Here is a 15000-nt window from a genome sequence, read left to right as displayed (position 1 = left end):
TTGAATTTTGGCCATTCGCGTGTTAGTTTAGATACTGCGATGAGCCGAGAGGTCAGACAACCAACCCATAATTGGTTGTTCCGCGCGAGCGGATTTTGATTTTTCGAGTGGGGCACGTTAACCCGCCGGATTGCGGGGTGCCCGGAGCAGAACGTATGTGAACTGCGTTGTGTTCCTGAGATAGTATCAATACATAGAAAGAGGCGTTGGCAATGAGCTGCCAACGCCTCTTTTGTTTTTCTGTCAAATTAACTAGCTAAATAAATTTGTTCGTCGATTAAATCGAAGGACTTCAGTTGTTGGTTGACTTTCTCGAGTCCTTTCTGCGAGAGGTGCGCTTCTTTCCAGAATTGGGGAGAATCGGTGGCCCCGTTTTTTTCGCCAATGACCAGTAGGTGCAAGTCTGGATAATCCTGCCGAATCAGGTTAAGGACATCCATGTCGATCGTGAGCTTGTCAGGCGACCAAGACATGATGACATATTGGACATCATGGCCATATTTTTGAATAGCCGAGAGGGCATCCAGTTTTTCAACCTTGGTCACATCATGACGACCGGTTTGGTTTTCCTTAGTCCAGTCTTTGCTGTCGGTGGGGTAGACTTTTTGGCCAGGATTAAGATTTTGTAAGCCAGCAGAAATGTAGCCATTACCGGCCATGATTTCGAGGACGGGAGCACCATCTAAGTATTCACTCAATGCTTTGATGTAGGTGGCATTGACGTAAGACCACATGCCATAGCGGTCCTCTAAGTAATCGCGGTAGTTGCGCAAAAGCTTGTCCAGTTGTGGCAAAGCCTTGGTGTACTGATCCCAAAGCTGGTCCCCCTTTTTGTCGTGTGGTGGATATTTGGCTTGGACCTGTTGGTAAATTACGTCTTGGATGTTATCTGGTAATAGGAGTTTAGGAAGTGGTTGTGGTAACAGCCCCTGCTGAATTAGTCGATCGCTTTCTAAGACGTTATTGATGAGTAGCTTAATTTGGGGGATGCCATCAAACAGTTGGGCATAGCGCTTCAGCTGATCGATGTAGCCTTCCTGTTCTTTTTGTTGATTTTGACGCGCTATCTTTTTGAGGTGTTTGAGTTGTTTTTTGTTCAATCCCGAAGCCTCCTAGAAGTGCAGGTTCAATTCTTCTTGTTTGCCGTAGAATTTGTCAGTGTCTTTACGGTTGTTGCGTCCCTTGAGGTAACCATCGATCAATTGGAAGATTTCGTAACGGTCTTCATCAGTTAATTTTTGGTGGTTAAAGGTAAGGTTTTTGCCGGAAAAGAAAAGTTTGCCTAAGTCGTAATCGTCGCGTTCACTGCGACCGGTTAAGTAGTCTAAACTGACATCGAAGTATTCAGCTAGTTTGCGTGCTTCAATGTAGTTAGGTGTTCGGATGCCACGTTCCCAATTGCCAATCTGTGAAGCAGTATTAGCGTGTTCGCCTGGTGCTAGGTGTTCGTTCAGTGCGCTTGCTAATTCTTTCAGTGTGATTTTTTGTCCTCGACGGAGGGCCCGAAGCCTTTCTGGAAACATGTGTGATCACTTCCTTAAATTGATCTCAATAATATCTATTTTAACATTTTCTACAGAGCGTGACCGAAAGGGGAAAAGATGTTAGAATGGCTAAATAGTTTGATAATCAAAGAATTACGCTGAGGAGGAGAATTATGCCTGCCACCGCTCGACATAAAAAACGCTGGCCGAAGATCATCGGCTGGATCGTGGCTATTATCGTCCTGCTGGACTTAATTGGGGGAGCCATCTTTTTTCAAATTTCGTTTGTCCGGAGTCATAAAAGTTTTATTCACCAGCACCCGATCAGACGGACCGATCGTCTGTATCACCAGGAAGTATGGTTCCGGGATATCCATAAACAGCAATGAAGAATGACGGCCGCCAACGGTCGCGACCGCTTAGTGGCCGACTATATTCCAGCAGGTCACCGGACAGAGAAAACGGCTTTGATTTGCCACGGCTTCATGAACCGTAAGGAAACGATGGGAGCATACGCTGCGATGTTTCACCAGATGGACTATAACGTCCTGATTCCTGATGCACGGGCACATGGCCAAAGTACTGGCAAGTTGATCGGCTATGGCTGGCCCGAACGGCAGGACCAACGACTGTGGATTCGGCGAATCATCAGGCACAACGGCAAGAATAGCAAAATTGTCATGTTTGGTGTCAGTATGGGCGGTGCCACGACGATGATGACAAGTGGCCTCAACTTACCTCCGCAGGTGAAATGCTTTATTGAAGACTGTGGCTACAGCAGTGTGCTCAATGAATTGAGTTATGAAGCTGGGGCACGTTACCACTTGCCAGCTTTTGTGACGGTACAATTTGAAACGGCGATGAGTTTATACAACAGGGTCCTCAATGGTTTTTATTTGCGCCAGGCTAGCTCTACAGAAGCATTGCACCATAACTACCGTCCAATGCTCTTCATCCATGGCTCGCGCGATGATTTTGTGCCGACGCGAATGGTTTACCAAAATTACCATGCAACGCGGGGACCACGGGAATTATGGATTGTTCCTGGTGCGAAACATGCTAGTTCGTACCAAACTAAGCCGCACCAGTATCAGCAGCACGTGAAGGCTTTTGTGAACCGCTATGTTCGTTAAGGCAAAAAAGTATTTTAATTAAAAAATCGTGTTGACATTATGAGAAATATCTAATATTATAATGTCAATCATTCAGAAACCGCGTTGAAGAGATGAGTAATTGCCGGCGCCTTTTCCAGAGAGCTGTGTTTGGTGAGATGCAGTATTGGTAATGGTAACGAAGATGGTCTTGGAGCGATGGCAGCCGTGAGCTTTTGGTTAGCGACTGACGGGTTGATACACGATATCGTATCTGGGCTTTCCATTTGGAGCGCCCATTGAGAGAGTATGACTCTTTGAGTGATACTAATTAGGGTGGTAACACGCTAAGTCAATTTTGATGTAGCGCCCCTAGGATCAGTGCAGTGCTGATCCTAGGGGCTTTTTTATTTGAGAGGGGTTCTTGTTAATGACTGAATTTACTAAACGGACAGTTTCACCATTTCGTTATGACATTGTCGGTAGTTTTCTGCGACCGACTGAACTGAAGGACGCACGCGCTAAATATGCTAAGGGTGAAATTAGCCACGATGAGTTGACCGAAGTAGAAAACCACGCCATCGTCGATCTGTTGCATAAGGAAGAAGCGGCTGGCCTCCATGCGGTGACTGACGGTGAATTTCGGCGGAGCTGGTGGCACCTCGACTTTATCTGGGGCCTGAACGGCATCACGAAAGCTAAGGCTGATGAAGGGTATGAATTCAATGATGAGACCACGCGAGCCGAAACGGCTAAAGTGGTTGGTAAAGTCAGCGGAACCAATCACCCATTTGTCGATCACTTCAAATTTGTGCGGGACCACGTTAAGGCGGGGACGCAAGTCAAACAAACGATTCCGTCACCGGCACAGGCTTTGCTGGAATTTTTGCGTCCCGAAAATATTCCGGGAGTTAAAAAAGTTTATGGTTCATTTGACGATTTGACCGCTGATCTAGCTACGGCTTACCAACAGGTAGTGAAGGAATTCTACGATGCAGGGTGTCGGACGCTGCAATTTGATGACTGTACCTGGGGCACTTACGCTGACTGGAACGCACATCCAGATCATGCTACTAATAATTTAAACAAAGATCAATTAAACAAATTGGAACAACAATCTGTTGACCTCAACAATGCTGTCTTAAATAACTTGCCAGCGGATGATCTGACCGTGAATACCCATGTTTGCCGTGGGAATTACCACTCAACTTGGGCAGCCAGTGGTGGCTATGCACCCGTTGCTGACACGCTCTTTGCACAGGAAAATGTGCATGCCTTTTATCTTGAGTACGACAGTGATCGTGCCGGAGGCTTCGAACCACTGGCTAAGGTTCCTGATGACAAGTACGTTGTACTGGGATTGATCACTTCTAAGTCTGGTGATCTTGAAGATCCTGAAAAGATCAAACAACGCATTCAGGAAGCCGCTAAGTTCCACCCACTGGATCATCTTTGCTTGAGTACCCAGTGTGGTTTTGCTTCAACGGAAGAAGGTAACATCCTGACGGAAGATCAACAGTGGGCTAAGATCAAACTAGTTAAGGATATCGCTACTGAAGTTTGGGGCAATTAAACAAGAATAAACTATTGGCTAAAAAATCCCGGCGATTGGCCGGGATTTTTCTAGTCTATTGACTGGGAATGAACCATTTCGTCCGTTGATATCCGGGCATTGAGCGCGTTCGCCAAAGCCTGGTTAATTTGACCGTCACTAAGCTGCGAGCGAACGTAACTGTGCTCTTGCTGGAATGCTTCGACAAAGAGACTGGTAACAAGGTCATCGTCGACGGTGCCGTGTTGGTTAAAGAAACGTTGGCGATTGAAGTATACTTGCCGGACAGCGGCTACTTCGTTGACGTTATCAGGTGTTTGGACTTCTGATAGGTACTGTTCAACGGTTAAGTTCACTTCTTTTAAAATTTTAGAGAAAGATATTGGTTTGACGTTATGCAGTTTCTCCTTGTTGGCCTTCATTTTGCGTTGGAAGTGCCGCCGTTTCATGCGCCGCCGGAAGGTAGAAATGATATTGCGCAGGACGTGGTGCCCGTTGAAAACGAGCATCCGGGTGACGTGTTTTTCGTAGAAGTCCGTCGTGGCGTCTGAAATTTGTCCGGTGGCGTTCAGTTGATCCACCGTAGCAATTTCAACGCTTTGGGTTCCTTCCAGAATCCTTTCGTACTCCTCTTTATCAATACTTGTCATTTCTGTCATTTGACTAGTCAGTTGGTTGATGACGATGCCGGTTTCCTGGTTATTGTGCACGCCATAGTGGGTTTGCAGGTACGTGATGGCAGTTTGCACAGCGGCTACCAGGTGACTCTGGAATTCTTCACTGTTATAGCCACACTTTTTGGCTGGCAGCACACGAGGAAAGATGACGGCCCCGACGAAGAGACTGGTCAGAATGACCACTGCCGTAATGATGATCATCAGGTTGCGGAAGGAGTCAACGTGGTTGCGAATAGCGACGGGGATGGAAAAGGCCATCGCTAAAGCAATGGTTCCGTGAATGCCGCCGATTGCCAGCAAAAACGATCCCCGGTTAGGTGATTGCTGATATTTTTCAAAATTAAGTTTAACTAAACCGAAGCGCGCCCACAGGAAGCGAATCAAGGTCATGGCTACGTATAGTCCAACCCCAATTTCCAAGGCAATGAGGAGCAGCTTGACGTCAATGCCATGAAGGATTTGGGGCAGCGTAGCGCCAAGGAAAACGAAAACCAAGCCGTTTAAAATGTCGCGAACGATGTTCCACGAAGCAGCCCCGACAACCTGCATTTCGGTTGAAGTGAGTTGTAGACGATTGTAGAGGATACTGTGGGCAACACCAGCCGCCACGACCGCTAAAATGCCAGAGAGATGCAGTTCTTCAGCCAGGTAGTAGACCACCAGGGGAGTCATCATGTCGATTGGCAGGACGATGGAAGTGATGTCGGCGTATTGGCTCATTAGCCACAACCGCAGACGGACGATGATAAAACCGAGGATTAATCCGAAAATAATGCCACCGAAGAAGACGTAGAGAAAAGTACCGATGCCGCTGCCCAGCGAGAAAACGCCATCGGTAAGTGAGGCGAGAGCGAGATTAAAAAGCACAATGCCTGAAGCATCGTTAAATAGCGATTCGTATTCGAGGGTGTTATTGACATTTTCGGGCATGCTGACGGTAGTCGTCAAGGACTTCACCGCAACCGCATCCGTCGGGGTAATAACCGCAGCCAGCATGAATGAGAGGGGCAGGGTAAAGGACTTAGGAATGGCTAAGTGGAGACCGAGACCCAGGATGACGACCGTAACGATGGCTAGTCCCACCGCCATGGACATAATGGTTTTGATGTTTTTAGTTAGGTGCCGGGCCGATTGCCTTTGCCCATCGTTATACAGCAGTGGTGCAATGATCAGCATCATAAACAGTTCTGGGTGCAAGCGAAACATGCTGGCGTGCAGGGGTAATAGGGATAGGATAATCCCGGCTGCGATTTGATAGATGGCCAGGGGTAGGCGTGGCAAAATCATGTGAACAATGTTGGCGGCAACGACAGCGACGATCAAATAGAATATTCCGGCGACGGTTTCCATGCTCTTTTTCCTTTCTCTGCGTTCTTAGACGGACACAAGCTAGCTTTTATTATAAGCGAAGACATGATGGCCGCGAAACAACAAAGCCGGAGAAATCGAATTTCTCCGGCTTGTTAGATTATGTCGTTGTAATTAGTGTTCTTTGAACAGACCAGTCAGGTAATCCATGAAGGTCTTCAGGTAGCGATCCTTGTCGACGTTGACAGCAACGTTGACGTTCGGGTTAGGATCATTGAGCTTCTTGTTGTCACCGATAGTCCGGCCGTAGTTGTGGCCTTCGTAAACAACCTTCATGTGCATTGGAATGGTTGTGACGAATGATGGGTCAAGTGAAACGCCGACTGCCAGTGGGTCGTGCAGGGCACAGCCGTTCTTGTCGATGTCGAGGTTGTAGTAGGCGTCGATGTAGAAGTCGGTAATATCAGCGTAAGCCTTGCCGGCCTTGGTGCCGAGTGCCCGCCACTTAGCAGTTTCCTTCTTGGTTAAGAGGGTCCGCAGGGTAACGTCCAGACCAACCATAGTTTCGGGCAGGTCGCTAGAAAGCACGGTGTTAGCCGCTTTAGCATCTTGGTTGATGTTAGCTTCAGCGACGTCAGTGACGTTACCTTCCACCGTCAGGGCACCACCCATGAAGGTGACGTTGCCGATCAGCTTGGTGATCGACGGGTCCTTTTCGATAGCAGCGGCCAAGTTGGTCATCGGGCCAGTTGGAACGATGATCAGGTCTTTGCCATACTTGTGGGCAGCTTCAATGAAGAAGTCAACGCCAGATTCTTCTTCGACTTGGCGCTTCGGCTTTGGCAGCTGTACTTCACCAATCCCGTTGTTACCGTGGATATCCTTGGAAACCTGCATGACATCAAAGTGGTCACTAGTGCTGGAATGCGGCAGCCCCTTGTAAACAGGCACCTGGGTTTGGCCCAGCAGTTCCAGTAGCTTCAGTGAGTTTTCGGCACAGACGTCTAAGAGGTTGTTGCCATATGAAGCGACAATCCCAATTAGGTCAACGTCAGGGGCAGCGGTGGCGTAGGCAATGGCCAGTGAGTCGTCAACACCGGTGTCGAGGTCCAGGATCATTTTTTTCTTTGCCATTTGTTAAGTCCTCCCGTTAAACGTTTTTCTTGTTACATCTATTATGATACAGACTTGGAAGCGCAAACACAAGCAAAAAAGTAAAATGTTTTACCAAAACTGGCAGAATATTTCATCGATCGGCAATGATCTGATACAATAATGGTCGTATCAACTGGGGAGAAAAGAAGGGACAGGATAATGAGTGATATGTATGATGCAACTGTTGTCGGTGGTGGCCCTGCAGGGATGTTCGCGGCTTTTTATTGTGGCTTGAATAAACTGAAGGTTCAGTTAATTGAGGCTTTGCCACAATTTGGCGGACAACTGACGGCTCTGTATCCGGAAAAGAAGATTTGGGACGTAGCGGGACTGCCTGGTGTGAAGTCTGCAGACCTGGTGAAAAAGCTTGAAGACCAGCTGCAGTTAGTACCAGTCGACAAATTTACTGGTGAAAAAGTAACGGATGTCGTTAAAGAAGACGATGGTACTTTTAAGATTGTCAGTGGTAACCGTGTTTCCCACAGCAAGGCTGTCATCATTGCTCTGGGCAACGGGGCCTTTAAGGCGCGTCCCTTGGCATTACCTGGCGCTGATGAAATGACTGGCAAGCAAATTCGCTACTTCGTTCGTCATAAAGAAGAATTTGCTGGTAAGCGGGTAGCCGTTCTTGGTGGTGGTAACTCAGCTTTGGACAACGCCCAGATGCTGGCACCGGTCGCTAAAGAAGTCGACGTCATTCACCGTCGCGATAACTTCCGTGGCCACAAGTTAGTTGTTGACGAATTGCGCTCAACAGAAAACGTTAACTTAATCACCCCTTATTTACCACGTGAGATCACGCTCAATGGTGATGGCTCAGTACAACTGACACTGCGCAAGATGCACAGTAATGACGAGGAACAGACACTGACGGTGGACTACATTATCGTTAACTATGGCTTCACCGCTAATAATGCCGCTTTGCGAGACTGGTCATTGGATCTGGCTAGTGAACGCAACCAGCTGACGGTAAACACGTCGATGGCAACCAATATTTCGGGCGTTTATGCCATCGGGGATGGGGTCCACTACGAAGGACGGACGCCATTGATCGCTACTGGCTTTGGTGAAGCGCCAATTGCTGCCACGGCGATCACTAAGCTGCTTTACCCAGAACGGACTGTTTCTGGTCACAGCAGCTCCTTGGACCTGAAGAAGCCCAACTAACGTGTTAGCAAAATAGTAATAATAAGGCCCCAGTCTCCGACGTTACCGAAGATTGGGGCTTTAACTATAGTATCTTTATAACTGGAGTGTAATTGACAAGGAGACTCCTTTTCAGTGAGGTGGTGAATGATGACTGGGATTGAAGGACTGACATTAGCAGCTGGAATATTGACTATTATGATCTGGTTAGCTTTTGCTGTTGCAGATCGACGGGCCAGACGGATTGGCTGGCGGCCACGGCATCAGGCTTGGGGCCTATTGTTGATTAATATTTTGCTGCTACTACCATTCGCATTTACTATCTTTGAACTGGAAATTGGCTTTTTCATGCCGTGGATCGTTCGGTGGGCACTCACCTCATTATCCTGTTTAGGTGCCATCCTCGATGTTATTTGGCTGACTTATTTTGCCTATTTTTGGCGGGTGCGCCACAGTTCTTTGCCAACCGATAGGGATTATATCATTGTTCTGGGCTGTTTCATCGGCCGTCATTATCTCTCCCCATTTCTTAAGTGGCGTTGTGATTTGGCCCTTAAAATTTACCAGCGTTCGCCACGAACCAAATTAGTCTTGTGCGGTGGGCAGGGCAGTGATGAGGCCATGTCTGAAGCGCAAGCGATGTTTCGTTATTTGCGTTCGCAAGGGGTACCAGCGGAACGAATGATTTTGGATCAACGATCGACCTCGACCGCTGAAAACCTGCTTTTTGCTCGCCAATTGATTCAACGGGATTGGCAAGAGAACCAGGATGCGACTATTACGCTCGTCACCAATGACTATCACGTCCTGCGAGCCTTGGTCTATGTACGTCGCTTGAATTGGCAGATCAGTGGTGCTGGGGCGGTGATGCCAGTGCCATGCTTAATTAACCAAATTGTCCGTGAATACGGAGCTTTATTGAAGATGAATCCAGCTGGCATTGTGGTGATGGTGTTGTTGTCAATCATCATTGGCTGGTTGATTGTGATGTAAAGAAAAAGGCGGGGCCCTTATCGGCTCTGCCTTTTCAGCTTCTTAGCTTAATTATCATTACTGCCCCTTATTGCTATCAGGGTTTGTAATCTTAATCCGGTTGGAATCCGTGGACTTGTGGTTCTTTTCCGGAGCATTGGTCTGGTAATCGCTGACCGTACTCTTGTTACCATTCTTGTTGTACAAACTAGTTGATTTATTCCCCAGTTTGCGTTCAATCCGCTTTTCCCGCTTTAGTCCACCCGAGTAGTTATAATCAGATGGTTTGACGGTCTTGAAGCCCTTTGGATGATAGAAGCGCAGCAAGTTCTTTTCGTTCAGTGAATCGGATAGACGAAGCTCATTGATGACGTGCTTGTGATCTGCCTTTAAGTGCTTCTTTTGTGCCTTAGTCAATTTGGCAACGTGACCGTCACTGTTCTTATAGATTGTGCCACTGACACTGGTGTAGTGTGGGGTGACAAAATCTTGGTTACGGAAGGCCACGATTTGGTCGTGGTGACTCGAGAAGAGATCTGTCCCGAATTGAATGTAACGCTTCGTGCTGATCCCTAATAGGTGCATTAGTGTTGGCAAAACATCGATTTCGCCGCCATACGTGTGGCTGATGTAACCATGATTGCCAGCATTAGGAATGACGAACATCATTGGCACCCGTTGCAGTTGAGCGTTGTCAAAGTCGGTCCATGTGTCCGCGGACTTACCTAGGACACTCGCCAGGCTCTTGTTTTCACTATTGGAAATTCCGTAGTGGTCACCATAAATCATGATGATACTGTGGTTGTATAATCCCGTCTTCTTCAGGTAGTTGAAGAATTCTTGGACAGACTGATCCAGGTAGTGGGCTGTGACAAAGTAGTTGTCAACGGTCGTGTCACCCGTATTGGTGGTTTGGAAGTTGGGATCCTTATCTTCATTGTCAAGGTCGAACGGGAAGTGATTCGTGACGGTCAGATACTTGACGTAGAACGGTTGTTGTAAGTTTTGCAGGTATTTGACTGAGTTAGCGAAGAGCAACTTGTCTTTTAGACCATAACCAGTCGACTTATCACCAGAAGTGTCAAAGTAACTAGAGTCAAAGAAGTATTGGTAGCCGAGGTTTTTGTAGACATTGTTGCGGTTCCAGAAACTAGCAACGTTGCCGTGGAAAACCCCGGTAGTATAACCACCACGCTGTTTGAGTATAGCAGGTGCGCCTTGGAAAGTATTGTCGCTGCCTAGAGTGGCAAAAAGTGAACCTTGTGGTAAGCCGAAGGTACTGGTTTCGAGCATGTTTTCGGCGTCCGAAGTTTTACCCTGGCCGACTTGGTGGAAGAAGTTGTCAAAGGCGTAAGTCTCCTTGCTGTGGTACAGGGAATTTAGGAATGGCGTGACCTCTTGACCATTGATCTTTTTGTCGATGATGAATTGCTGGAAACTTTCTAGGTGAATGATGATCACGTTACGCCCCTTAGCGATGCCGTACATCTTCTTGTTAGGGGCGGCGTAGTGTGACTTGGTGTATTTTCGGACTTGTGACAGCTCTGATGGTGTGGCTGTTTTACGCATATCGTTGATGTGCTGCGACTTAACTAAGTCATAGGCGGTAAAGAAGTCAACACCCATGTATTTAACAATGTAGGTGCGGTCAAAGGTCCGCGCCAGCAGTTGTGGGCGGTTCATTTCGGCAACCATTAAGTTAAGCCCACAAACAACGATGGCAATTGACGTGATGGCAAAAGATAACCGTGTGCTGAGTGCCCGGGGATCAAAATGGATCCGTCGGAAGAGCATTAATAACAAAATGATGACTAGATCTGCCCAGTAGAGCAAGTCATGGATATTTGTCAACGCCAGAGAACTACCAGAAAGTCCCTGATTAACCTTGGAATAGCCGGTCATCGTGGCAATTGTCATGAAATCCGTGAATTCACGAAAGTAGATGACATTGAGGTAAAGCAAAAGCGTGTTCAGTGCATCGATTCCTAGTAAGACGGGATAGAAGAAGCGCGAACGCTTAAAATAAAAGGCAATCCCAAAGAGCAGCATTGTCGTGCCCAGTGGGTTTAAGATCAAAATAATGTATTGAAAAATGCCGCTAACACCGAGTTTGAAGTCGGCAAAGTAAGCTAACAGAGTTTTCAACCAAAAAAGGACCACCAGAATTGTGAATAAACCAATCCGTGTGTCCGCAAAATTGCTGAGTTTCTTCATCAGATTAATAATCCTCGCGTAATTAACTCTTTCAATATTTCATTGATTATATATGGTATTCTATCACACTTTGCTAAAGTGGCTTTTTGAAAAAATCAGTCTTAACCGAAAGTAAAAATTGTGCACGGTCAAAGCAGCGGGGTAAAATGAAGTTGTGAATAATTAAGAATGGAGGAATGGATGATGACAAAGCTGAATTTATATCTTGTTCGTCACGGCCAGACTTATTTCAATATTTACAATAAATTGCAGGGCTGGAGTAATTCGCCACTGACAGAAAAGGGTAAGGAAAACGCCGTCCATGCTGGTGAAATGCTGAAGAATGTTCACTTTGCAGCGGCTTTTTGCAGTGATACCACACGGGCCCAGGAAACCATCAAAAAAATTCTGGAAATGAACCAGGCAGATTCAGTGAAAAAGGCTACTTATTCTCCATACTTCCGGGAGGAATTCTATGGTGTCTTCGAAGGCACTAATATGTCCCTAGCTTGGGAAATGGCCGGATTACCACACGGCTATAAATCCTTTAAAGACATTGTGACTGCACATTCCATCGGTACTGCTAAGGATTACTTGCATGATGCCGACCCCTTCCACCAAGCAGAAAATAATCAGATGTACTGGGACCGGGTCAACAAAGGACTGGCCTTGATTCAAAATAGTGATCTTCACGATGGCGACAATGTTTTGTGGGTCAGCCATGGTAATACCTTGCTCAGCTTGGTTGAACGCTTTGGCGGAGGTAAATATGACGTTACCAAGCGCCCAGCTAACGGCAGTTTGACGAAGCTGTTGATGGACGGTGACAAGATCAGCGTCACCGCTTATAATTTAACAAAATTGAACGAATAATTCGTAGGGAGAGAGGGAGCAGATGGCATATCTAATTGGTGTTGATGTTGGTACAACGAGTATTAAGGCTGTGCTGTATGATGAGCATGCCAATATTTTAGGACAGGCCAGTCGCTATAGTCGGCTTTTTCGGGATTCCACTGGAATGGCAGAACTAGATCCGGAACAGTTGGTTCAAGATGTGGTGGCTGTCATTCGTGAAACTGTTGACAGTGTGCCCAATGCTGCTAATCACGTGGCGGCTGTTGCCTTTTCCAGTGCCAACCAGAGTGTGCTCTTGTTAGATCGAAATCACCAGACTATTTCCCGGGTAATAACGTGGGCTGATACCCGGGCAGCTGACGTGGCCGATCGCTTACGTCAATCGTTGGCGGCTGAATCACTCTACACGCGAACGGGGACGCCAATTCACCCGATGTCACCACTGATTAAGCTGATGTGGCTCCAAGAAGCTCACCCGGACGTGATGGCTCGGACTAAATATGTCGCCGATATTAAGTCTTATCTCTTTTACCGTTTCTTTGGCTGCTTCCGGGTTGATATTTCGGTTGCCAGTGGAACGGGGATGTTTAACATTAACCAACGCCACTGGGATGCTGATGCCATCAAACGAGCCGGCGTAAAAATCGATCAATTACCGGAAATTGTTAACGGAACGACCCAGGAGAAGGGTTTACGACCTGAGATAGCTAAGGCAATGGGGCTGAAACCCGCAACACCGTTTGTTTATGGTGCCTTCGATGGTGCAATGGCTAATCTCGGGGTGGGGGCTCTGCACTCTAACACTATTGCCATCACGATCGGAACATCTGCTGCCGTCCGGGTGGTAACAGATCATCCGGTCATCGATCCCCAGCAACGACTCTTTTGCTATGCCCTCGACAAGTACCACTGGGTCATCGGCGGGCCGTTAAATAACGGTGGCGACGTTTACCAGTGGGCTGTCGATCAACTGCTCGATGGTCATATGACTGCGGAAAACCGGGAACAACGTTATGCACGAGCCAATCAATTAATTACTTCAACACCAGCTGGAGCCCATGGATTGCTTTTTTACCCATTTTTGGGCGGTGAGAGAGCTCCATTGTGGGATGCTGATGCACGTGGCAGTTTTTATGGCTTATCCGAATTACATACCAGGGCGGACATGCTGCGGGCCGTGATGGAAGGCATTAACATGAACATTGCTTCTGTTTACAGCTTACTGGTTGATCTTGTTGGCAAACCAAAGAAGGTTACTGCGACGGGCGGTTTTGCACGTTCTTCTATTTGGCGGCAAATGTTACCGGACGTATTGGATTGTGATGTGGAAATTCCAGCCAGTTTCCAATCTGGGTGCTTGGGTGCTGTTGTAATGGCCATGCAAAGTCTGGGAATGGTTGATGATTTGGGAGCTGTCCAGAATTTCATCGGCAAAAAACAGCATTATTCGCCACAAGCAGAGCCTGCAGATGTTTACCAGCATATCTTGCCCATCTTTACCCAACTAGAGCAGATGATGCAACCGAGTTTTAAGCTCTTAGTAGAATTGCAGGAGCAGCTAGCTAATTTTGAAGATAACGGAGGACATGATGATAAAGCCAAACTCTAAGTGGCGCTTTTATAGCAAGCAAAGTTTCTTTGCCGTGCTTTATGGTGTCTTATCCGCGATGGGCGTAAACCTTTTCTTGAGCAATGCACATTCGTATTCTGTAGGATTCATCGGGATTGCTCAATTACTCAATGCCATTCTGCATCCTCTCGGGATTCCGCTGTCGATTGGAGAGTGGCTGTTGATACTCAACGTTCCGCTCTTTATCTTTGCCTGGCGGGTCTTTGGGATGCGTTACATTATTTTTTCGCTCTTCGCCTTATTAGCTAACGTTATTTTCCTGCGGGTCATTCCGTCGGCAACGCTGGTGACAGATCCCTTAACCAACACAATCGTGGGCAACGCTTTGATTGGGGCTGGTGTTGGCTTGTGCTTTAATCAAGGATTTACGACGGGCGGAGCTGACATTTTAACGACCTTTTTCCAGTCGCGTTATCACTGGAAAGTCGGCTTTATTAACAACGTCATCAATGGCCTGATTTTGCTAGGTGCAGCCATCTATTTTGGCCCGGGTCGCATCATCTACAGCCTGATTGGGATGATCGTGGTCAGCTGGTTGATGGATTACCTGTTTGTGATGCAAAAGGAGACTAGCGTCTTGATCCTGACGAAGCATCGGCAGGAGGTACAACGTGTACTTAAGCATTATGTTCATGGTGCCACCTTATTGCACGGAACTGGTGTCTATACCGAACAGGAGACCGACGTGATCCTAATCGTTGTGCAACGTGGCGAGTTACCAGCACTTAAGCAGCTGATTCGCAGTGTGGACACGGGATCATGGATTATTACCCAACCGGCCAATGTTGAGATGGGCAATTACCACGTGACGAATTCTTTCAAGGACTAATTTACAATTCAAAGCGTTGTATGACTTCAAACGGTCTGCAGCGCTTTTTGCGTATCGTGGTGCGACATATGTGCATTTTCTCAACAATCAAGGTTATAATAAAGGAGT

13 protein-coding genes are annotated in these 15000 nt (G+C 47.1%); 8 read left to right on the top strand and 5 right to left on the bottom strand.

All coding sequences use genetic code 11. The annotated features are described in order from the left end of the window. Positions 1-248: 248 nt before the first annotated feature. Entirely contained in the window at positions 249-1100 is an 852-nt protein-coding gene (locus tag AB3114_RS00790) for an SAM-dependent methyltransferase (RefSeq protein WP_367341358.1), read from the bottom strand. Between the two features lie 12 nt (positions 1101-1112). Next, positions 1113-1523 (bottom strand): helix-turn-helix domain-containing protein, encoded by a 411-nt coding sequence (locus tag AB3114_RS00785; RefSeq protein WP_367341357.1) that lies wholly within the window; start codon positions 1521-1523, stop codon positions 1113-1115. A 134-nt stretch (positions 1524-1657) separates the two neighbouring features. On the opposite strand from AB3114_RS00785, the gene AB3114_RS00780 reads away from it, so the two are divergent. The 3 genes from AB3114_RS00780 (at position 1658) to AB3114_RS00770 (ending at position 4148) form a co-directional block, all read left to right on the top strand. Further along, on the top strand, positions 1658-1873 hold the full coding sequence (locus AB3114_RS00780) for a hypothetical protein (protein ID WP_367341356.1): 216 nt from the start codon (positions 1658-1660) through the stop codon (positions 1871-1873). 3 nt (positions 1874-1876) lie between these two features. Further along, positions 1877-2617, top strand: coding sequence for an alpha/beta hydrolase (locus AB3114_RS00775; RefSeq protein ID WP_367341355.1), 741 nt, complete (start codon positions 1877-1879; stop codon positions 2615-2617). Between the two features lie 388 nt (positions 2618-3005). Continuing rightward, positions 3006-4148, top strand: coding sequence for a 5-methyltetrahydropteroyltriglutamate--homocysteine S-methyltransferase (locus tag AB3114_RS00770; RefSeq protein ID WP_367341354.1), 1143 nt, complete (start codon positions 3006-3008; stop codon positions 4146-4148). A 50-nt stretch (positions 4149-4198) separates the two neighbouring features. Here the strand turns inward: AB3114_RS00770 and AB3114_RS00765 are convergent, their stop codons facing one another. Both AB3114_RS00765 and AB3114_RS00760 read right to left on the bottom strand, forming a co-directional pair. Further along, positions 4199-6154 (bottom strand): cation:proton antiporter, encoded by a 1956-nt coding sequence (locus AB3114_RS00765; RefSeq protein ID WP_367341353.1) that lies wholly within the window; start codon positions 6152-6154, stop codon positions 4199-4201. A gap of 132 nt (positions 6155-6286) precedes the next feature. After that, positions 6287-7246: a nucleoside hydrolase gene (locus AB3114_RS00760; protein ID WP_367341352.1), complete on the bottom strand. Its 960-nt coding sequence runs from the start codon at positions 7244-7246 to the stop codon at positions 6287-6289. A gap of 177 nt (positions 7247-7423) precedes the next feature. Between AB3114_RS00760 and AB3114_RS00755 the strand changes: the two genes are divergently transcribed. Both AB3114_RS00755 and AB3114_RS00750 read left to right on the top strand, forming a co-directional pair. Further along, the gene (locus AB3114_RS00755) at positions 7424-8434 is read left to right on the top strand and encodes an NAD(P)/FAD-dependent oxidoreductase (protein WP_367341588.1); all 1011 of its coding nucleotides are present in this window, start codon (positions 7424-7426) and stop codon (positions 8432-8434) included. Positions 8435-8563: 129 nt separating this feature from the next. After that, positions 8564-9406, top strand: coding sequence for a YdcF family protein (locus AB3114_RS00750; RefSeq protein ID WP_367341351.1), 843 nt, complete (start codon positions 8564-8566; stop codon positions 9404-9406). 57 nt (positions 9407-9463) lie between these two features. On the opposite strand, the gene AB3114_RS00745 is transcribed toward AB3114_RS00750, so the two are convergent. After that, complete coding sequence (locus AB3114_RS00745; protein ID WP_367341350.1) at positions 9464-11599, bottom strand: LTA synthase family protein; 2136 nt, start codon at positions 11597-11599, stop codon at positions 9464-9466. Between the two features lie 183 nt (positions 11600-11782). On the opposite strand from AB3114_RS00745, the gene AB3114_RS00740 reads away from it, so the two are divergent. From AB3114_RS00740 to AB3114_RS00730, 3 genes are read left to right on the top strand one after another with little or no spacing between them, the layout of a single operon-like run. Next, positions 11783-12451 carry a histidine phosphatase family protein gene (locus AB3114_RS00740; RefSeq protein WP_367341349.1) on the top strand — a complete coding sequence of 223 codons (669 nt, stop codon included), beginning with the start codon at positions 11783-11785 and terminating at the stop codon, positions 12449-12451. Positions 12452-12473: 22 nt separating this feature from the next. After that, the gene (locus AB3114_RS00735; RefSeq protein WP_367341348.1) at positions 12474-14042 is read left to right on the top strand and encodes a gluconokinase; all 1569 of its coding nucleotides are present in this window, start codon (positions 12474-12476) and stop codon (positions 14040-14042) included. Further along, positions 14023-14892 (top strand): YitT family protein, encoded by an 870-nt coding sequence (locus tag AB3114_RS00730; RefSeq protein ID WP_367341347.1) that lies wholly within the window; start codon positions 14023-14025, stop codon positions 14890-14892. Before AB3114_RS00735 ends, AB3114_RS00730 begins: the two co-directional genes overlap by 20 nt. Positions 14893-15000 lie beyond the last annotated feature (108 nt).

The organism is Limosilactobacillus sp. (genome assembly GCF_040772465.1).
Taxonomy (GTDB): domain Bacteria; phylum Bacillota; class Bacilli; order Lactobacillales; family Lactobacillaceae; genus Limosilactobacillus.
The sequence above is the reverse complement of the archived record's forward strand: the minus strand, read 5'-3'. Positions and strand labels throughout refer to the sequence as shown.